Origin of the sequence: Aeromonas sp. V90_14, from assembly GCF_029967615.1 — a bacterium.
Taxonomy (GTDB): Bacteria; Pseudomonadota; Gammaproteobacteria; order Enterobacterales; family Aeromonadaceae; genus Aeromonas; species Aeromonas hydrophila.
Genome location: NZ_JASCAS010000044.1, coordinates 130,985 through 150,209, shown reverse-complemented (window position 1 = coordinate 150,209; position 19,225 = coordinate 130,985). Strand labels below are relative to the sequence as shown.

Here is a 19,225-nt window from a genome sequence, read left to right as displayed (position 1 = left end):
GCGCCTTTTTCATTGGGTGATCGTCAGCCCCGTTGCGGCAATGGCAGCCGCATGTAGGTCGCACCCTCGCCATATTCGGTGAGGGACTTGCGGGTACTGGCCGGCTGGAAGCCCTGCTTGCGCCAGAAGGCTGGCGCATCCTGCACCGCCACCAGACCGGCGTGCTCGAACCCTTCGTCTGCGGCAAACGCAAGGGCGGTGGCGAGCAGCCGCTGCCCTATGCCCTTGCCGCGGGCCTGCCGTGAGACGGCGAGATCGTGCAGATAGAACTCGTCATTGCCGGCCAGGCGCTGAATGGGGACGGAGAGAGGCGGGGGCTGGTGGGCACGCCAGGGGTGGCAGAGCAAATAGCCCAGCACCTGGCCCTGATGTTCGGCCACCCAGCAGCTGGCGGGGGCCAGTTCGGCCTTGTTGCTCATGACTTCGATGGGCTCAGGATCCAGCTGGTGATAACACTCGTCCTGAATGGCCATGATGGCGGGCCAGTCGTTGGCCCGGGTCGTGCGGATCTTGATCATAGTGGTAGGGCATGGCTGCCCGAAAACGCTGATTAAACAATGGATTCGTCAACCAGCGTACCAGAACCGGGTCATGAACTGAACAATCATCTCCAAACGATGCCTTTTTTGATCAGCGCGCCGCCTGTTTGCTGACGACCTTGATGAGCTGGTAGCGCAGGGAAGGGGCATCTGCCGGCACATCGGTGAGCTGCTCCTTGCTGACGGTCAGCTGATAGCGATAGCCAGGTTCAAACTGAAAGCCTTCAATCTGCTGATAGAACAGGGTCCAGGGCTGCTGCTCGTCGCTGCGCACCTGCATGCACTGCATGGGGCCGACGCCGACGCAGTGTACCAGCTGGCTGTTGACGTAGAGGGTCTCGCCTGCGGTTGGCGTGGGGGCGCTTTGACAGGCGCTGAGCAGCAGGGCGGCAGCGGCGCTGAGGAACAGTGGTCTCATGATGAACTCCTTCGATGGAAAGGGGGGCATTAGAGCGGCAAATAAAAAGGCGGTCAATGACCGCCTTTGTAACAAAAAATCCGAAACCTTTGACTCAACGCTGGTCGAGCGGGGTGAACTCGCGCTGCGGCTGACCGGTATAGAGCTGACGCGGACGACCGATCTTCTGATCCGGATCCGAGTGCATTTCGTTCCAGTGGGCAATCCAGCCGATGGTACGGGAGATGGCGAAGATCACGGTGAACATGGACATGGGGATGCCGATGGCCTTCATGATGATGCCGGAGTAGAAGTCCACGTTCGGGTAGAGCTTCTTCTCGATGAAGTAGGGGTCGGAGAGCGCGATGCGCTCCAGCTCCATGGCCACGTCCAGCAGCGGATCCTTGATCTGCAGCTCGGTCAGTACCTCGTGACAGGTTTCGCGCATCACGGTGGCACGGGGGTCGTGGTTCTTGTAGACCCGGTGGCCGAAGCCCATCAGACGGAACGGATCGTTCTTGTCCTTGGCCTTGGCGATGTACTCGGGAATGCGGTCAACGGAGCCGATCTCCTCGAGCATCTTGAGGCAGGCTTCGTTGGCACCGCCGTGAGCCGGTCCCCACAGGGAGGCGATCCCCGCGGCGATACAGGCAAACGGGTTGGCGCCGGAGGAGCCAGCCAGACGCACGGTGGAGGTAGACGCGTTCTGCTCGTGGTCCGCATGCAGGGTGAAGATACGGTCCATGGCGCGTTCGACTATGGGGTTGACCTTGTACTCTTCGGTCGGCACGCCAAACATCATGTGCAGGAAGTTGCCGGCATAGGAGAGGGCGTTACGCGGCTGCATGAACGGCTGACCGATGGAGTACTTGTAGCACATGGCGGCCAGGGTCGGCATCTTGGAGAGCAGACGGAAGGCGCAGATCTCGCGGTGCTCTTCGTTGTTGATGTCGAGGGCATCGTGATAGAAGGCGGAGAGCGCACTGACCACGCCGCACATGACGGCCATGGGGTGGGCATCACGACGGAAGCCGCGGAAGAAGAAGGCAATCTGCTCGTGCACCATGGTGTGGCGGGTGACCAGACGTTCGAATTCCGTGTACTGCGCCTTGGTGGGCGCCTCGCCGTACAGCAGGATGTAGCAGACTTCCAGATAGCTGGCCTGGGTGGCCAACTGGGCGATGGGGTAACCACGGTGCAGCAAGACACCCTGATCGCCATCTATGTACGTAATGGATGATTTGCAAGAACCGGTTGCCATAAAACCGGGGTCGAAGGTGAAGTACCCTTGCGCGCCCAGTTTTCTGACATCGATCACGTCGGGTCCGACAGTTCCTGACAGGATCGGGAGTTCTACCGGGTCTTTACCGGGCAGATGTAGGGTGGCTATCTTATCAGCCATAGCACGTCTCCTTTGCTCTTTTATAATTTGATTCCAGCTCTACTTTATTACGAGTTTGATGACGCTGGCAAAGGTTCTGACCCGTACCAGGGCGGCTGGAGCGCCTTATTTGAAACAGAGTTCAGGGCCGTTGTCAATTTTGCTGGATGATCATTAATGATTTGTTAAATGAGTTGTGAGATCTGGTTTACGGTTTTGGGTTTTCTTTGTAGCTAATTGATTGTCATTGGTTAAGCCCGCCGATATACTGCGCCTCGTGGGTGATGGCTGTCGGTGTTTGAAACGCTTTCGCAAAGCTAGATGTGATATTGAAAATGTTATTTTTGGCTTTCCTGAGTTGTTTTGGTAACAAAAACCTAACAAATGCCACTCCATGCCCTCATAAGCGTGTAAAAACAATAACTAACGTGCTCAATGGAGCTGAGTGGGCAAAGCCGTGAAAAATAAACAGAGACCTGTAAACCTCGACCTACAGACGATCAGCTTTCCTGTCACCGCCATCGCTTCCATCTTGCATCGTGTCTCAGGGGTCATCACCTTTGTGGCGCTCTCAATCTTGCTGTGGATGCTTGGTACTTCACTCGCCTCTCCCGAAGGATTTGAGACCGTGGTGTCCATCATGGACAACTTCTTGGTCAAATTCGTGCTGTGGGGGATCCTGACTGCGCTGGCTTACCACATTGTGGGCGGACTGCGTCACCTGGTCATGGACATGGGCTATTGGGAAGAGCTGGAATCCGGTAATCAGAGTGCCCGTGTGGCCTTCGTGATCACCGCGGTTTTGGCGGTATTGGCGGGGGTACTGGTATGGTAACCAATTCTGCAACCTTCGGGCGCAGCGGCGTTCACGATTACATCCTGATCCGCGCCACCGCCCTCATCATGACCTGTTATGTCCTCTACCTGGTGGGCTTTGTCGCGTTCAACGACATCAGCTACGAGGTGTGGACCGGCTTCTTCGCCAAAACCTTCACCAAGGTGTTCACCCTGTTGGCGCTGCTGTGCGTACTGATCCACGCCTGGATCGGTCTGTGGCAGGTGCTGACCGACTATATCAAGCCGGTGGGGTTGCGCGGTGCGCTGCAATTTGCCCTGGTAGTGGTGCTGTTCGTCTACCTGATGACCGGCTTCGTTGTACTGTGGGGGGTGTAAGGTGACTATTCCAACTCGTGAATTTGATGCTGTGGTGATCGGTGCCGGTGGCGCCGGCATGCGCGCCGCGCTGCAGATTGCCCAATCCGGCAAGAGCTGCGCTCTGTTATCCAAGGTATTCCCGACCCGTTCTCACACGGTTTCTGCCCAGGGCGGGATCACGGTTGCGCTGGGCAATGCCCACGACGACAACTGGCAGTGGCACATGTACGACACCGTCAAGGGCTCCGATTACATCGGTGATCAGGAAGCCATTGAATATATGTGCAAGACCGGCCCCGAGGCCGTTTATGAACTGGAGAACATGGGCCTGCCCTTCTCCCGCTTCGACAACGGCACAGTCTATCAGCGTCCATTTGGTGGCCAGTCCAAGAATTTCGGTGGCGAGCAGGCGGCCCGTACCGCGGCGGCAGCCGACCGTACCGGTCACGCCCTGTTGCACACCCTCTATCAGCAGAACGTAAAGAACAAGACCACCGTCTTCTCCGAGTGGTATGCGCTGGATCTGGTGAAGAACCAGGACGGCCACATCGTCGGCTGTACCGCCATCGACATGGAGAGCGGTGAAGTCGTCTACTTCAAGGCCAAGGCCACCGTACTGGCCACCGGCGGCGCCGGTCGCATCTACCAGTCCACCACCAACGCCCACATCAACACCGGTGATGGCGTCGGCATGGCGCTGCGTGCCGGGGTCGGCGTGCAGGACATGGAGTTCTGGCAGTTCCACCCGACCGGCATCGCCGGGGCAGGGGTGCTGGTGACCGAAGGTTGCCGCGGTGAAGGCGGCTACCTGCTCAATAAAGACGGCGAGCGCTTCATGGAGCGTTATGCGCCGAACGCCAAGGATCTGGCTGGTCGTGACGTGGTGGCCCGTTCCATCATGATCGAGATCCGCGAAGGTCGTGGCTGCGACGGTCCCTGGGGCCCGCACATCAAGCTCAAGCTGGATCACCTCGGCAAAGAGGTGCTGGAATCCCGCCTGCCGGGCATCTGCGAGCTCTCTCGCACCTTCGCCCACGTGGATCCGGTCAAGGAACCCATCCCCATCATCCCGACCTGCCACTACATGATGGGCGGCGTGCCGACCAACGTGAACGGCCAGTGCCTGACCCAGGACAAGGACGGCAACGATGTGCCGGTGGTCGGTCTGTTTGCGGTGGGCGAAATCGCCTGCGTCTCGGTGCACGGTGCCAACCGTCTGGGCGGCAACTCGCTGCTGGACCTGGTGGTATTTGGCCGCGCCGCCGGCATGCACCTGGTCAACACCCTGAGCGAGATGGAGCACGGCCGCGCCGCCTCCGATGCCGATATCGACGCCGCGCTGTCCCGCTTCAATCGCTGGGAAAATTGCCGTGACGGTGAAGATCCGGTGCAGATCCGCAAGGACCTGCAGCGCTGCATGCAGAACAACTTCTCCGTATTCCGGGAAGGTGATGCCATGGCCGAAGGGCTGGCCGAGCTGAAACTCATCCGCGAGCGCCTCAAGAACGCCCGTCTGGACGACACCTCCAAGGAGTTCAACACCCAGCGCATCGAGTGCCTGGAGCTGGACAACCTGATGGAGACGGCCTATGCCACCGCGGTGGCTGCCAACTTCCGTACCGAGAGCCGGGGCGCCCACAGCCGCTTCGATTTCCCGGAGCGTGACGACGAGAGCTGGCTGTGCCACAGCCTCTATCATCCGGACACCGAGTCCATGACCCGTCGCGCTGTCAACATGTCACCCAAGACCCGTGAGGCGTTCCCGCCCAAGGTCCGGACTTACTGATTGCGGAGCTAGCCCTATGAACGTCACATTCTCTGTCTACAGATACAATCCGGATGTTGATAACGTCCCCCATATGAAGGAATATCGTCTTGATATTCCTGAAGGTTCCGACATGATGGTGCTCGACGCACTGATCCAGCTCAAGGAGCTGGATCCCACGCTCGCCTTCCGCCGCTCTTGCCGCGAAGGGGTCTGTGGATCTGACGGTCTCAACATGAATGGCAAGAACGGTCTTGCCTGCATCACCCCGCTCTCCGATCTGCTGAAGAAGGGCAATAACGTCGTTATCCGCCCCTTGCCAGGCCTGCCGGTGATCCGTGATCTGGTGATCGACATGACCCAGTTCTACACCCAGTGGGAGAAGGTCAAACCCTTCCTCATCAACGACGAAAAATTGCCGCCCGTGCGTGAGCACCTGCAATCCCCCGAAGAGCGCGCCAAGCTGGATGGCCTGTACGAGTGTATTCTCTGTGCCTGCTGCTCCACCTCTTGCCCCTCCTTCTGGTGGAACCCGGACAAGTTCATCGGCCCGGCCGGTCTGCTCGCCGCCTATCGCTGGCTGGCGGACAGCCGCGATACCGCTGCTACCGATCGACTGGGTAATCTGGATGACGCCTTCAGCGTGTTCCGTTGCCACGGCATCATGAACTGCGTGAACGTCTGTCCCAAGGGCTTGAACCCGACCAAGGCCATCGGTCAGATCAAGTCGATGCTGCTCAATCGGGCTGTTTAGTATCAGGGCCAGGGCGTCACGCGCCAGGCCCGACCTCTGGATAGCCATCCGTCACCATGGCTGGATGGCTATTTAAACCCTACAAGCTGCGCTGCAGTGAACAAGATGTACAAGGGATAGAAATGCATAACGGCGTGATGAAGGCCTGGTTGGAGTCATCTCACCTGGCTGGTGCGAATGCAAGCTATATTGAGGATTTGTACGAATCCTTCCTGGAAGACCCCGAGTCCGTAGCCGAAGAGTGGCGCAGCCTGTTTAGCTCGCTGCCCCAGGTCAATGGCCATGCGATAGAACAACCTCACTCCCGAGTCCGCGATTATTTCCGTCGCCTGGCCAAGGATCCCTCCCGCTACAGTGCCCCCGTCTCCGATCCGCAAGTGGATGCCAAGCAGGTGCGGGTATTGCAGCTGATCAACGCCTTCCGCTTCCGTGGCCATCAAAACGCCAATCTGGATCCGCTCGGCCTCTGGGCGCGTGAAACCGTTGCCGAACTGGATCCTGCGTTTCACAACCTGCAGGGCGCAGACATGGAGGCCACCTTCAACGTGGGCTCCTACGCCATCGGTCGCGAGACCATGGTGCTCTCCGATCTGTATGCCTCGCTGAAGAAAACCTACTGCGGCAGCATCGGCGCCGACTACATGCACCTCACCTCCACCGAGGAGAAGCGCTGGCTGCAACAGCGTCTCGAATCCATCGAAGGGACGGGCAGCTACACCCTGGAAGAGAAGACTCGCTTCCTCGAGAGCCTGACCGCCGCCGAAGGGCTGGAAAAATACCTGGGTGCCAAATTCCCGGGGGCCAAGCGTTTCTCCCTGGAAGGGGGCGATGCCATGGTGCCCATGCTCAAGGAGCTTATTCGTCGCGCCGGTGAGCAGGGCTGCAAAGAGGCCGTCATCGGCATGGCCCACCGCGGCCGTCTCAACGTGCTGATCAACGTGCTGGGCAAGCGCGCCCAGGACCTGTTCGACGAGTTTGCCGGCAAGCACGGCGAATCCTGGGGCACGGGTGACGTGAAGTACCACATGGGCTTCTCGTCCGACTTCGCCACCCCGGGCGGCAACGTCCACCTGGCGCTCGCCTTCAACCCGTCTCACCTCGAGATCGTCAACCCTGTGGTCATCGGCTCGGTCCGAGCCCGCATGGACCGCCGTGGTGACAAGGACGGCTCGACCGTACTGCCCATCACCATCCACGGCGACTCGGCCATGGCCGGTCAGGGCGTGGTGGCCGAGACCTTCAACATGTCCCAGACCCGTGCCTATGGCGTGGGCGGGACCGTGCGCATCGTCATAAACAACCAGGTCGGTTTCACCACCTCTTACATCCGTGACCTGCGCTCCACCGAATATTGCACCGACATCGCCAAGGCGGTGCAGGCCCCCGTGCTGCACGTCAACGGCGATGACCCGGAAGCCGTGGTGCTGGTGACCCAGATTGCGCTGGATTACCGCAACACCTTCAAGCGCGACGTGGTGATCGAGCTGGTCTGCTACCGTCGTCACGGTCACAACGAGGCCGACGAGCCGAGTGCGACCCAGCCCTTGATGTACCAGAAGATCAAACAGCACCCGACCCCGCGCAAGATCTACGCCGACCAGCTGGTGGCGGAAGGCAGCATCAGTCAGGAGCTGGCCACTACCCTGGTCAACGAATATCGCGAGACCCTGGATCGCGGTGAGCGGGTGAGCAAGGAGTGGCGTCCGATGGAGCTGCACTCCGTCGACTGGACCCCGTATCTTGGTCACGACTGGGCCATGGCCTATGACAGCACAGTGCCGATGGATCATCTGAAATCCCTCGGTGAGCGGATCAGCCAGTACCCGGCCACCCACGTGTTGCAGCGCCAGGTCGAGAAGATCTATGAAGACCGTCGCCTGATGGCCGCCGGCGAGAAGCTGCTGGACTGGGGCTTTGCCGAGACCCTGGCCTACGCCACCCTGGTGGACAAGGGCTCGCGCATCCGCTTCACCGGTGAAGACTCCGGCCGTGGCACCTTCTTCCACCGCCACGCCGTGCTGCACAGCCAGACCGATGCCAGCACCTACACTCCGCTGTGCAACCTGCACGACGAGCAGGGCCCATTCGAGGTGTACGACTCCGTGCTGACCGAGAACGCGGTCCTGGCCTTCGAATATGGCTACGCCAGCGCCGAGCCGGCTGGCCTCACCATCTGGGAAGCCCAGTTCGGCGACTTCGCCAACTGCGCCCAGGTGGTGGTGGATCAGTTCCTCTCCTCCGGCGAGCAGAAGTGGGGCCGGATGTGCGGTCTGACCATGCTGCTGCCGCACGGCTACGAAGGGCAGGGCCCGGAGCACTCCTCCGCCCGTCTGGAGCGCTATCTGCAGATGTGTGCCCAGCACAACATGCAGGTGTGCGTACCGTCCACCCCGGCGCAGGTGTTCCACATGCTGCGCCGTCAGGTGGTGCGCCCGATGCGCCGTCCGCTCATCGTGATGACGCCCAAATCCCTGCTGCGCCACCCGCTGGCGGTGAGCAAGCTCGAAGAACTGGCCGAAGGCACCTTCCAGAACGCCATCGGCGAGATCGATGCGCTGGATCCGAAGGGCGTCAAGCGCGTGGTGTTCTGCTCCGGCAAGGTCTACTACGACCTGCTCGATGCCCGCCGCAAGGCCGAGCAGCAAGATGTGGCGCTGGTGCGAATTGAGCAGCTCTACCCCTTCCCGGAAGAGGAAGTGCGCGCCATCCTGGCCGACTACAGCCATGTCACCGACTTCGTCTGGTGTCAGGAAGAGCCGCAGAACCAGGGCGCCTGGTACTGCACTCGCCATCACTACGACAGCGTGCTGCCAAGCCATGCCCGTCTGCGTTATGCCGGTCGCCCGGCGTCGGCTTCACCGGCCGTCGGTTACATGTCAGTCCACGCCAAGCAGCAAAAAGCCCTGGTGGAAGACGCGCTGACCCTGGAATAAACCCGTTGCGAAGGAGAGGGCACGCCTCTGCGCCGACCCTCTCCGACTCTGGAACAAGCCTGCTGGCCAAGAAGTAACAAGGAACTGATTAGATGACTATCGAGATCAAAGTACCGGACCTGCCGGAATCAGTGGCGGATGCCACCATCGCCACCTGGCACAAGAAACCGGGTGATCTGGTTGCCCGTGATGAAGTGCTGGTCGACATCGAGACCGACAAGGTCGTGCTGGAAGTGCCGGCGCCGGAAGCCGGCGTGCTGGGCGACATCCTGCAAAGCGAAGGGGCCACCGTGCTCTCCCGCCAGCTGATCGCCATGCTCAAGCCTGCCCCGGTGGCCGGTGAAGAGACCAAGGAGAAGCCGGTCGAAGCGGTGGCCGATGACGCTGCCGATGGCCTGAGCCCCTCCGTGCGCCGCCTGGTGGCCGAGCACGACATCGATGTCGCCAAGCTGACCGGTACCGGCAAGGGCGGTCGCGTCACCAAGGAAGATGTGGAAGCCTTCATCAAGGGTGGCAACAAGCCTGCCGCCGCACCGGTTGCCGCTGCGGCCCCGGCTGCACCGGTCGCCCCGCTGGCTGGTCGCACCGAAAAGCGCGTGCCCATGACCCGTCTGCGCAAGCGCATCGCCGAGCGTCTGCTGGAGGCCAAGAACACCACCGCCATGCTGACCACTTTCAACGAGATCAACATGGCGCCCATCATGAAGCTGCGCAAGCAGTACGGCGAGATCTTCGAGAAGAAGCACGGCATCAAGCTCGGCTTCATGTCCTTCTACGTGAAGGCGGTGGTGGAATCCCTCAAGCGCTACCCGGAAGTGAACGCGGCGCTGGACGGTGACGACATCGTCTACCACAACTACTTCGACGTCAGCATCGCCGTCTCCACCCCCCGTGGTCTGGTGACCCCGGTGCTGCGTGACTGCGACAACATGAGCCTGGCCGACATCGAGAAGGCCATCAAAGACCTGGCCGGCAAGGGCCGTGACGGCAAGCTGACCGTGGATGAACTGACCGGCGGCAACTTCACCATCACCAACGGTGGCGTGTTCGGCTCCCTGATGTCCACCCCGATCATCAACCCGCCCCAGAGCGCTATTCTGGGCATGCACAAGATCCAGGACCGCCCCATGGCCGTCGACGGCAAGGTCGAGATCCTGCCGATGATGTACCTGGCGCTCTCCTACGATCACCGCATCATCGACGGCCGCGAGTCGGTGGGCTTCCTGGTCTCCATCAAGGAGCTCTTGGAAGATCCGACCCGTCTGCTGCTGGACGTCTAAAGAAATCGGCCGGACCGGCAAGCCTGTGGGCTTGACGGCTCGCGCCACAAGCTTGCCACCGGACTTCCCGTTCGGCGGCAAGCGGGGGCCAACCCGGCCCCGACGGAACGTCTGAGTGAAAGTGAAATTAGAAAGATAACGAGGGGCCGCCTTGGCCCCTTTCACAGGGGATTGAGAAACACGAGCCCCGGACGGAAATACCTACAACACGGATAGAGCATCTATGAATCTGCATGAATATCAGGCAAAACAGCTGTTTGCCGAGTATGGCCTGCCGGTCTCCGAAGGTTATGCCTGTGCCACCCCGCAGGAAGCGGCCGAAGCGGCCGACAAGATTGGCGGCAATACCTGGGTCGTCAAATGCCAGGTCCACGCCGGTGGCCGCGGTAAAGCGGGCGGCGTCAAGCTGGCCAAGAGCAAGGACGAGATCCGTGCCTTCGCCCAGAACTGGCTCGGCAAGAACCTGGTGACCTATCAGACTGACGCCAACGGTCAGCCGGTCACCAAGATCCTGGTGGAATCTTGCACCGACATCGCCAAGGAGCTCTATCTGGGCGCCGTGGTTGACCGTGGTTCGCGCCGCGTGGTCTTCATGGCCTCTACCGAAGGTGGCGTGGAGATTGAGAAAGTCGCCCACGAAACCCCGGAACTCATTCACAAAGCCGCCATCGATCCGCTGGTAGGCCCGCAGCCTTATCAGGCCCGCGAGCTGGCCTTCAAACTGGGTCTGGTTGGCGAGCAGATCAAGCAGTTCACCAAGATCTTCATGGGTCTGGGCCAGATGTTCCTGAACTGCGACTTCGCCCTGCTGGAAATCAACCCGCTGGTGATCACCGCCCAGGGTAACCTGCACTGCCTGGACGGCAAGATCAACATCGACGCCAACGCCCTGTACCGTCAGCCCAAGCTGCGCCAGATGCACGATCCGTCCCAGGATGACCCCCGCGAAGCGCACGCCGCCCAGTGGGAGCTGAACTATGTGGCACTCGATGGCAACATCGGCTGCATGGTTAACGGCGCGGGCCTGGCCATGGGTACCATGGACATCGTTAACCTGCACGGCGGCTCACCGGCCAACTTCCTGGACGTCGGCGGCGGCGCCACCAAGGAGCGGGTGACCGAGGCGTTCAAGATCATCCTCTCCGACAGCAAGGTACAAGCCGTGCTGGTCAACATCTTCGGTGGCATCGTGCGCTGCGACATGATCGCGGAAGGCATCATCGGCGCCGTCAAGGAAGTAGGGGTGAAAGTGCCCGTGGTGGTGCGTCTGGAAGGCAACAACGCCGAACTGGGTGCCCGTAAACTGGCCGACAGCGGCCTCAATATCATCGCCGCAACGAGTCTGACTGACGCAGCTCAGCAAGTGGTAAAAGCAGCGGAGGCCAAATAATGAGCGTTCTGATCAACAAAGACACCAAGGTGATCTGCCAGGGCTTTACCGGCGGTCAGGGCACTTTCCACTCCGAACAGGCGATTGCCTACGGTACCCAGATGGTCGGCGGCGTCTCCCCGGGCAAGGGTGGTACCACCCACCTGGGCCTGCCGGTGTTCAACACCGTCCGTGACGCCGTGGAAGCCACCGGCGCCACCGCCTCCGTCATCTATGTTCCGGCGCCGTTCTGCAAGGACGCCATCCTGGAAGCCATCGATGCCGGCATCAAGCTCATCGTCACCATCACCGAAGGCATCCCGACCCTGGACATGCTGGACGTCAAGGTGAAGCTGCAGGAAACCGGCGTGCGCATGATCGGGCCGAACTGCCCGGGCGTCATCACCCCGGGTGAATGCAAGATTGGCATCATGCCAGGCCACATCCACAAGCCTGGCAAGGTGGGCATCGTCTCCCGCTCCGGCACCCTGACCTATGAAGCGGTCAAGCAGACCACGGACGAGGGCTTCGGCCAGTCCACCTGCGTCGGTATCGGTGGCGACCCCATCCCGGGCTCCAACTTCATCGACATCCTGGAGATGTTCCAGAACGACCCGCAGACCGAAGCCATCGTGATGATCGGCGAGATCGGCGGCAACGCCGAGGAAGACGCGGCTGCCTACATCAAGGCCCACGTCACCAAGCCGGTGGTCTCCTACATCGCGGGTGTCACCGCCCCGGCTGGCAAGCGCATGGGTCATGCGGGCGCCATCATCGCCGGTGGTAAAGGCACCGCGGCCGAAAAATTTGCCGCCCTAGAAGATGCCGGCGTGAAAACCGTGCGCTCCTTAGCCGATATCGGCAAGGCCCTGCGTGAAGTAACCGGCTGGTAAGTTCTTTTGCCTGTTATCTCTGATAAAAATGCCGCCCTTGGGGCGGCATTTTTTATAGGGATAGTTTTTTCGCCTGCGTAACTTAATTCAGTACACATCTCAGCTCAAAGGGGCGCTGGTCTCTGCGCGCGATGAATTGAAGATCATTATGTAAGCGATGCAGTCATAATAATAAAATTTGCACATGCTGAATGGCGAACTATATTCTTATGGCTTGCAAGTGATGTTGGTGTCAATACTACTGGAGGAGGTAATATGATGACTTCGAAATGTATGTTTTTCTTTTGTGTTTCTTCTGCACTTATTTCTGGCTGTTCTAGTAATCTAAGTGCAGTAGATAAGCTGACTAGTTCGACTCAAAATGATGGTGGTATTTCATCTTACTTTAATGATATTCCATTTCAAAGTCGCTTTCTGGCAATAAATGGCCAACTTCCTATAGATACTGTAGGAATGCCTTGTGTTGCGAGTAGTTATCGAGTGCCATATTCAATGATATGTCTGAGTACAGATAAGTCGAAAGTCATCGAATATGACTACCCCGTGACTGGAAATCCTGGTAAAAAAATAAAAGATATTAAAAACAGTCTCACTAATTTAGAGAAAAAATCACAAGATTTAGTTACCAAATTGCTTGTTAAGGCTACTTGCCAAAATGCAGGAAAAGAAGAATGCACGGCGGAGGTTGAGAGTGCATCTACTGCTCAGTCAGAATTTCAATCTTTACAGGCGGAAGTATTATCAAAGTTGTCAGATGGTAATACGTTTATATTTCAGTGGAGCAGCACAGCCGGTGGTGGATTCGATGTAGAAGCTGACCCCTATGGGAAAATTGATGGGCAGGGTGGCTATCAGAATAGTGGGATTACAATCGTGTCTGGTTTACGCATATCCCAATTTTTAGTGGGAAATGATATCAGCAGTATTTATCGGAATTTGCCAAAGGATACTAAGTTAGCAACATTTGTCATGCAGGCGCAAGGAATTGCATATATAAGTACTCGAAGCATTAGTGCTACGGTGCAAGCTCGTTTAGGGCTAACGCCCACTCAATTTAGTGACATAATAAGCACTTTGTCTGGCGCTCAGAAAATACAACTGGCAGCAGCTTTCAATTATGTAAGCAACCTGAGCAATGAAGGTCAATTTCACACTGTAAATAAGAACATTAAAGATGTGCCGACGTGGGGCGTAACAGGTAAGATAGAAGACCATGGATATCAAACATTCTATGCAACCATGACAAAATTAGATGAGCTTAAAAAAATGATTGAGAGGAAATAGTAAATTAGTTACAGACCATATCTGCATATACAGTGTGATTACATATGGTTGTTTTATAGTTTGGCTTGTGAACCACTGAGTCATTTCAATAACTTTTTAAATATATTTTGACAGTTTTTGTGGTTGTATTACCGCAGTGTAATTGGATGCTTGAAAAACATTATTAATGCTTTCCCATTTATTCGAGTGAAATGCCATTTTTGACATTGCAATTGTTTGATGTGGCTACTGATAGAGTAATGCCTTGACCAAGAAAGTCTGATACTCATACTCAATAGGGCAATTCAACCCATCATGGGAACATTAGAATTTCAAAATTTGTTGTCTTGTATTTATTTGTCTCCCCTTGTTTTACCGATAGCTACTAGTGAGTAGGCGAGCAAGGTTCTTCCGCCAACCTTGAAAAATCGGGCCATAGGGCGTATAACCACGCGCTTGTCAGTGTATTGAGTGAGCCAATTTTTATGCAGCAGAGTGAACCCGTGCAGAACGCCCCCTTTTGGCAGGTAAAAAGCCTGCAGCAGATGACCATGACGGAGTGGGAGTCCCTGTGCGACGGCTGCGGCAAGTGCTGCCTGAACAAGCTGATCGACGAGGACACCGAGGAGCTGGTGTTCACCAACGTGGCCTGCAACCTGCTCAATACCAAGACCTGCCAGTGCTCCGACTACGGCAATCGCTTTAAAAAAGAGCCGGACTGCCTGCAGATCACTCACGACAAGATTGCCGAATATGACTGGCTGCCCTCTACCTGCGCCTACCGCCTGCTGGCGGAGGGGCAGAGTTTGCCAGAGTGGCATCCGCTTATCACCGGCAGCCGCAGCGCCATGCACCAGGCTGGTCAGTCGGTGCGCGGCAAGGTGGTGCACGAGGTGGATGCCGGCGACTGGATCGATCACATCATTACCTGGGCCAGCTAACGCCAGGCCTGTCTATTGGGCCAGTCGCGAGCCGTACCAACTGCGAAGGGGCAGGGGAGTCATCACTCTCCTGCCCCTTCGGCTTTCTGGCTCCTTCCAAAGCGCTGTGAAGGTGTCTATTTGTCCGCCTTGCCAGCGGCATCGGCAAGTTTGGCCAGCTGTTTGTCATACCAGTCCACCGGACGGTTCTCATCTTCCGCCCGCTCCTTGCGCCGGATGGCGTTGCGCACCGCCATGGTGCCCAGCCAGCGAAACGGCTCGGGCGGAAAATAGCCGCGCGGGCCGCTGACCAGCGCGCAGTCGCGCCACGGCTTGTCCTCCTCCCGTACTTCATCGCGCACCAAGGCCGCCAGGAGCTGGCCACCCATCCAGCTCTGCGCCACCCCGTTGCCGGAGTAACCGAGGCCATAGACGATATTGGGCTGCCCTCGCCAATGGCCGAAGAAGGGGAGGCCATCCACCGAGCGGTCGGAGGCACCGCACCAGCTGGCGGCGATGGGCACCTCTGCAAGGGCCGGAAAGAAGCGGCGCAGGGTGCGGGTGAGAGGGGCAAGATAACGACTGGGGGCATCGAACTCGGCCAGATGGCGGTTGGCAAAGGCGAAGGTGTTGCCCCCCTTGCCCAGCATCAGCCGCCCTTGCGGGGTCGAGCGGTAGTAATGGACAAAGGTGCGGCCATCCACCACAGAGCGGCCGTGCGCAAGTTGCTGGGCGGCCAGTGCATCCGGCGCGGGGTCGGTTATCACCATATCGGAGGAGACCAGCACGATACTTCGGCGAAACTCGCGAAAGTGCTGCACCATGGCGCTGTTGAGCGCCAGCACCACCTTGCGGGCGCGCACCTCACCTTGCGGTGTCTGCACCCGCGCTGGCTGGCCCGCCTCAAGGCGCTGCATGGGGGAGTGCTCATAGACCTCGACCCCCAGCTCCCGCGCCACCCGCAGCAGGCCACGCACCAAGAGCGCCGGTTGCACCGAACCGGCGTGGGGGCTGTAGAGCCCCTCCAGATGGACGTGGGAGCCGCTCTGGCTCGCCAGTTCACCCTCTTCAATCGCCTGCCACTGGTTAAGACCGGCGTGTTTCAGCTCCCGCAATACCGGCGCCATCAGGCCGCGCTGGGCCTCGCTGGTTGCGGTGTAGCAGGTGCCCTCGACTCTCAGATCCGCCTCTATGTGGTGCTGTTCGCAGAAGCGGGCGATTTCGTGCACCGCCAGCTCGGATCTTTGTACCAGCCAGGCCGCCTGCTGCTCGCCAAAGAGGCGCTTTAACGTCAGGTATTTGGCCGACCAGGTGAGCAAACAGCCGCCGTTGCGCCCCGAGGCGCCGCTGCCGCAGCGATCTTTCTCCAGCACCATGATACGCAAGGCTGGCTCGGCCTCTTTAAGGGCGATGGCACTCCAGAGCCCGGTAAAGCCGCCACCGACGATGCAGACATCGACCTCGTGGTTGCCGTGAAGTGGCGTGGGCGGCGCGGGCTGTTCGGCGGCGAGCGCCTCGGCCAGCCAGAAGGGGAGAGTGGACATCATGACTCCTCGATAAGGTTATGGGTGGCGCCAGCGCTGGGTGCGATCCAGCAGGGCGCGGCTCAAAAAGAGCTGGAGCAGCTTGACGGTGGTGGCGGCCAGCAGGATCAGGGTGGCCATGGCTGCAGCCGCGGCGGTATCGCCGGAATCCTCCATATTGAGCACGGCGATGGAGGCGAGCACGCTGTCGCTCGAATAGAGGAAGATCACCGCCGAGGTGGTGGTCATGGCGTTGACGAACAGATAGATAAAGATCTCCAGCAGTGCAGGCAGGGAGGCGGGCAGGGTGACTCGCCAGAACGCCTTCCAGAGCGGAATGCGCAATGAGATGGCCACCAGCTCCAGCTCCTTGGGCAACTGCTTGAGGCTGGTCAGGGCCGTCATATGACCCACGGTGTAGTAGTGGATGACGCAGGAGAGCACCATCAGCGGCAGAGTGCCATAGAGAGTGCCGTAGAGGCTGCCAAAGAGCGGATTACCGTTGAAAAAGAAGATGTAACCCAGCCCCAGCACCATGCCGGGCACCGCCAGCGACAGCATGGCGAGCAGATGCAGCAACTGGCGAAGCCATGCAAAGTGGCGCCCCTTCTCCTGGGCCCAGGCCAGCACCATCACCAGCACGGTGCCGATAAGCGCGGTATAGAGGCCCAGTTGCAAGGTGTTGGTAAAGGGCTGCCAGCCATAGACGCTGTTGCTGTCAAAGGCGTAGTGATCCAGCGTCAGCCCAAGGTTGTAGGGCCAGAACTGCACCAGGGAGCCGTAAACGGCCATCCCGACCAGCGCCAGAAACAGCAGTGCCCACAGCGAACACCAGCCGAGCGCCAGCAGATCCCGCAGCCGATGGGGTTTGGGCTGATAGGGCACCGCCTTGGTGCTGCTCTGCTCCTGCATCTTGCTGCGAACCCTGTGCTCCAGTGCAAAGCTCAAGAGCGCCGGCAGCAGCAGGGTGACGCTGGCAACTGCGCCAAGCGAGAAGTTCTGCATCCCGATCACCTGCCGGTAGATGTCGGTGGCCAGCACGCTGTACTGGCCGCCAATCACCTTGGCCACCCCGAAGTCGCAGATGGTGAGGGTGAAGACGGCGATGGCGGCGCTGAGCAGGCCATAGCGGGCGGTGGGCAGGGTGACGGTGACAAAGGTGCGCCAGCCGCTGCTGCCCAGCACCCGGGAGGCTTCATAGAGGCGGGCGTCGCTCTGACCCAGTGCCGTGATGAGGATCATCAGGGCGTGGGGGAAGCACCAGAAGCCGAGGCCAATGACGATGCCGATGGGGCCGTAGATGCTCTCGCCGCCGAGCAGCCCCTTGGCGATCCCCTGATTGCCAAACCAGTAAACCAGACTGATGGCGGGCAGCAGGGAGGGCATCAACAGCGGAATAAGGCCGATGAGGCGAAACAGGGGCTTGCCCGGCATGCAGGTGCGGGTGAGGGCATAGGCGTAGCCAAAGGCGATGGTCACCACCAGCGCGGTGATCAGCACCCCGAGCCAGAGGGTGTTGCCGATGGTGCGCCCCAGATGAGGGGAGTCGAAATAGGCGCTGAAGTTGGCAAGGCCCACCCAGAGCCCGTTCTCATCCTGCAGGCTCTTTTGCAGCATGGTGAGCAGCGGCAGCAAGAGGCCCCCCACCAGCAGAGCGATGCCGAGCACCAGCAGGATCAGTTGCAGCAGTTGATCCCGGCTCCAGCCGCGACAAAGCCGCTGCCAGCGGGAGCCGTGCCTGGCTGTCGCTGGCAGCAACAGGGAAGAGGTCGCGAGGGGGGCAGTCATGGGCGCTCTCCTTCAAACAGTTGCATCGCCCCGGCGGGCCAGTGCAGCGAGCAGCGCATGCCGCTGTGCCAGCCACCCTGCTCGTGGCGGGGCAGCTCGTGGGTCGGGCGCTCCACCAGAATTTGCTGGGGGCCCAGATAGGTGTCGGCGGTGCAGATCAGGCGCTGGGCGGCGCCGAGAAACTCCACCTGATCGATCTGCGCGTCGATGCCGTGCTGACCAAGATACAGCTCGCTCGGCGCACTCAGGGTGATTGCCTCGGGGCGGATCGCCACCTGCAATTTGCTGCCGGCCGCGGCCCGGTTGGCCAGTGTCAGTGGCTGATCGTTGAGGCGCACCTGAGTGGGGCTCAGCACCAGGGTGTCGAGGAAGTTCATGGTGCCGACAAAGCTTGCCACGAAACGGCTGGCAGGCTGGTGGTAGATCGCCTGCGGGGTGCCCACCTGCACGATGCGGCCGCCCTCCATCACCACGATGCGATCGGCCATGGTCAGCGCCTCTTCCTGATCGTGGGTCACCATGATGGTGGTAATGCCAAGGCGCTGCTGCAGGGCGCGGATCTCGCTGCGAAGGTGGGTGCGCACCAGCGCATCCAGCGCGCTGAGCGGTTCGTCCAGCAGCAGCAGGCCGGGGGAGAGGGCGAGCGCCCGGGCCAGCGCCACCCGCTGCTGCTGGCCGCCGGAGATCTGGCTCGGGTATTTGTGGGATTGGGCCGTGAGATCCACCAGCCCCAGCCAGTGATCGACCCGCTGCTTGATGAGATCCCGCGCCAGCCCCTGATTCTCAAGGCCGAAGGCGATGTTCTGGGCCACCGTCAGGTTGGGGAAGAGGGCATAGGACTGAAACACGATGCCAAAATCACGCTGCTGGGGCGGCAGCCGGGAGATATTGCGCCCCCCTTGCCAGATCTCGCCGCTGTCCGGCAGATCCAGTCCGGCGATGGCTCTGAGCAGGGTGGTTTTGCCGCAGCCGGAGGGGCCGAGAAAGCAGATAAACTCCCCCGGCTCAATGGTCAGAGTGATCCCCTTGAGGGCCTGAAAAGCACCGAACTGCTTGTTGAGATGTTGAATGTCCAGATAGGGCTGGGTCATGGTTCGACTCGCTACTGATTTGGTATATACCAGTTTGCGGGTGAAGTGTGACGGTCAGGTGATCGAGGGATGACAGTCAGATGACGACGGGTCCTCAACAGGTGGCTTGGCAGCGTGTGGATGGGTGAGGCGTTGCTAATTCAAGGCAATACAAACTCGGGAAGTTAAAACCAA

Annotated in this window: 16 protein-coding genes; 10 read left to right on the top strand and 6 right to left on the bottom strand. The window is 59.5% G+C overall.

All coding sequences use genetic code 11. The features are described 5' to 3' along the window. Window positions 1-23 precede the first annotated feature (23 nt). The 3 genes from QLG02_RS18370 to QLG02_RS18360 form a co-directional block, all read right to left on the bottom strand. Window positions 24-518 carry an N-acetyltransferase gene (locus tag QLG02_RS18370; RefSeq protein ID WP_118881365.1) on the bottom strand — a complete coding sequence of 165 codons (495 nt, stop codon included), beginning with the start codon at window positions 516-518 and terminating at the stop codon, window positions 24-26. A 112-nt stretch (window positions 519-630) separates the two neighbouring features. Continuing rightward, window positions 631-957 carry a DUF4377 domain-containing protein gene (locus QLG02_RS18365; RefSeq protein ID WP_077095926.1) on the bottom strand — a complete coding sequence of 109 codons (327 nt, stop codon included), beginning with the start codon at window positions 955-957 and terminating at the stop codon, window positions 631-633. A 94-nt stretch (window positions 958-1,051) separates the two neighbouring features. Next, on the bottom strand, window positions 1,052-2,338 hold the full coding sequence (locus tag QLG02_RS18360) for a citrate synthase (RefSeq protein WP_005300205.1): 1,287 nt from the start codon (window positions 2,336-2,338) through the stop codon (window positions 1,052-1,054). Between the two features lie 424 nt (window positions 2,339-2,762). Here QLG02_RS18360 and sdhC point away from each other — a divergent pair, with 424 nt between their 5' ends. From sdhC to QLG02_RS18310, 10 genes are all read left to right on the top strand, one after another. Beyond that, window positions 2,763-3,152: a succinate dehydrogenase cytochrome b556 subunit gene (gene sdhC, locus QLG02_RS18355; protein WP_011705795.1), complete on the top strand. Its 390-nt coding sequence runs from the start codon at window positions 2,763-2,765 to the stop codon at window positions 3,150-3,152. After that, window positions 3,146-3,490: a succinate dehydrogenase, hydrophobic membrane anchor protein gene (sdhD, locus tag QLG02_RS18350; protein WP_011705796.1), complete on the top strand. Its 345-nt coding sequence runs from the start codon at window positions 3,146-3,148 to the stop codon at window positions 3,488-3,490. The genes sdhC and sdhD overlap by 7 nt, the downstream gene beginning before the upstream one ends. 1 nt (window position 3,491) lies before the next feature. Beyond that, a complete protein-coding gene (gene sdhA / locus QLG02_RS18345; protein WP_011705797.1) occupies window positions 3,492-5,258 on the top strand; it encodes a succinate dehydrogenase flavoprotein subunit in 1,767 nt (588 codons plus the stop codon). 16 nt (window positions 5,259-5,274) lie between these two features. Continuing rightward, window positions 5,275-5,991, top strand: a complete 717-nt coding sequence (locus tag QLG02_RS18340) for a succinate dehydrogenase iron-sulfur subunit (protein WP_011705798.1) — start codon at window positions 5,275-5,277, stop codon at window positions 5,989-5,991. A 122-nt stretch (window positions 5,992-6,113) separates the two neighbouring features. Further along, window positions 6,114-8,924 (top strand): 2-oxoglutarate dehydrogenase E1 component, encoded by a 2,811-nt coding sequence (gene sucA / locus QLG02_RS18335; RefSeq protein WP_043162312.1) that lies wholly within the window; start codon window positions 6,114-6,116, stop codon window positions 8,922-8,924. Between the two features lie 92 nt (window positions 8,925-9,016). Continuing rightward, the gene (gene odhB / locus QLG02_RS18330) at window positions 9,017-10,204 is read left to right on the top strand and encodes a 2-oxoglutarate dehydrogenase complex dihydrolipoyllysine-residue succinyltransferase (protein WP_011705800.1); all 1,188 of its coding nucleotides are present in this window, start codon (window positions 9,017-9,019) and stop codon (window positions 10,202-10,204) included. Between the two features lie 223 nt (window positions 10,205-10,427). After that, the gene (sucC, locus tag QLG02_RS18325) at window positions 10,428-11,594 is read left to right on the top strand and encodes an ADP-forming succinate--CoA ligase subunit beta (protein ID WP_282465835.1); all 1,167 of its coding nucleotides are present in this window, start codon (window positions 10,428-10,430) and stop codon (window positions 11,592-11,594) included. Then, window positions 11,594-12,466 carry a succinate--CoA ligase subunit alpha gene (sucD, locus tag QLG02_RS18320; protein ID WP_005300222.1) on the top strand — a complete coding sequence of 291 codons (873 nt, stop codon included), beginning with the start codon at window positions 11,594-11,596 and terminating at the stop codon, window positions 12,464-12,466. Before sucC ends, sucD begins: the two co-directional genes overlap by 1 nt. Window positions 12,467-12,721: 255 nt before the next feature. Next, window positions 12,722-13,750, top strand: coding sequence for a hypothetical protein (locus tag QLG02_RS18315; RefSeq protein ID WP_282465834.1), 1,029 nt, complete (start codon window positions 12,722-12,724; stop codon window positions 13,748-13,750). Between the two features lie 464 nt (window positions 13,751-14,214). After that, entirely contained in the window at window positions 14,215-14,670 is a 456-nt protein-coding gene (locus QLG02_RS18310) for a YcgN family cysteine cluster protein (RefSeq protein WP_005300228.1), read from the top strand. 116 nt (window positions 14,671-14,786) lie between these two features. Here the strand turns inward: QLG02_RS18310 and QLG02_RS18305 are convergent, their stop codons facing one another. Genes QLG02_RS18305 through QLG02_RS18295 form a run of 3 tightly spaced genes read right to left on the bottom strand, consistent with a single transcriptional unit; the run spans window position 14,787 to window position 19,051 of the window. Further along, the gene (locus QLG02_RS18305; protein ID WP_282465833.1) at window positions 14,787-16,193 is read right to left on the bottom strand and encodes an FAD-dependent oxidoreductase; all 1,407 of its coding nucleotides are present in this window, start codon (window positions 16,191-16,193) and stop codon (window positions 14,787-14,789) included. 18 nt (window positions 16,194-16,211) lie between these two features. Beyond that, window positions 16,212-17,960: a putative 2-aminoethylphosphonate ABC transporter permease subunit gene (locus QLG02_RS18300; protein WP_282465832.1), complete on the bottom strand. Its 1,749-nt coding sequence runs from the start codon at window positions 17,958-17,960 to the stop codon at window positions 16,212-16,214. After that, the gene (locus tag QLG02_RS18295; protein WP_282465831.1) at window positions 17,957-19,051 is read right to left on the bottom strand and encodes a putative 2-aminoethylphosphonate ABC transporter ATP-binding protein; all 1,095 of its coding nucleotides are present in this window, start codon (window positions 19,049-19,051) and stop codon (window positions 17,957-17,959) included. Before QLG02_RS18295 ends, QLG02_RS18300 begins: the two co-directional genes overlap by 4 nt. Window positions 19,052-19,225: the final 174 nt, after the last annotated feature.

What these genes read in the sequence shown, in the direction of transcription:
- QLG02_RS18300 (WP_282465832.1), bottom strand. Translation starts at nt 17,960, where the DNA reads ATGACTGCCCCCCTCGCGACCTCTTCCCTGTTGCTGCCAGCGACAGCC.
- QLG02_RS18360 (WP_005300205.1), bottom strand. Translation starts at nt 2,338, where the DNA reads ATGGCTGATAAGATAGCCACCCTACATCTGCCCGGTAAAGACCCGGTA.
- QLG02_RS18370 (WP_118881365.1), bottom strand. Translation starts at nt 518, where the DNA reads ATGATCAAGATCCGCACGACCCGGGCCAACGACTGGCCCGCCATCATG.
- QLG02_RS18310 (WP_005300228.1), top strand. Translation starts at nt 14,215, where the DNA reads ATGCAGCAGAGTGAACCCGTGCAGAACGCCCCCTTTTGGCAGGTAAAA.
- QLG02_RS18295 (WP_282465831.1), bottom strand. Translation starts at nt 19,051, where the DNA reads ATGACCCAGCCCTATCTGGACATTCAACATCTCAACAAGCAGTTCGGT.
- sucC (WP_282465835.1), top strand. Translation starts at nt 10,428, where the DNA reads ATGAATCTGCATGAATATCAGGCAAAACAGCTGTTTGCCGAGTATGGC.
- QLG02_RS18315 (WP_282465834.1), top strand. Translation starts at nt 12,722, where the DNA reads ATGATGACTTCGAAATGTATGTTTTTCTTTTGTGTTTCTTCTGCACTT.
- QLG02_RS18340 (WP_011705798.1), top strand. Translation starts at nt 5,275, where the DNA reads ATGAACGTCACATTCTCTGTCTACAGATACAATCCGGATGTTGATAAC.
- odhB (WP_011705800.1), top strand. Translation starts at nt 9,017, where the DNA reads ATGACTATCGAGATCAAAGTACCGGACCTGCCGGAATCAGTGGCGGAT.
- QLG02_RS18365 (WP_077095926.1), bottom strand. Translation starts at nt 957, where the DNA reads ATGAGACCACTGTTCCTCAGCGCCGCTGCCGCCCTGCTGCTCAGCGCC.
- sucA (WP_043162312.1), top strand. Translation starts at nt 6,114, where the DNA reads ATGCATAACGGCGTGATGAAGGCCTGGTTGGAGTCATCTCACCTGGCT.
- sucD (WP_005300222.1), top strand. Translation starts at nt 11,594, where the DNA reads ATGAGCGTTCTGATCAACAAAGACACCAAGGTGATCTGCCAGGGCTTT.
- QLG02_RS18305 (WP_282465833.1), bottom strand. Translation starts at nt 16,193, where the DNA reads ATGTCCACTCTCCCCTTCTGGCTGGCCGAGGCGCTCGCCGCCGAACAG.
- sdhD (WP_011705796.1), top strand. Translation starts at nt 3,146, where the DNA reads ATGGTAACCAATTCTGCAACCTTCGGGCGCAGCGGCGTTCACGATTAC.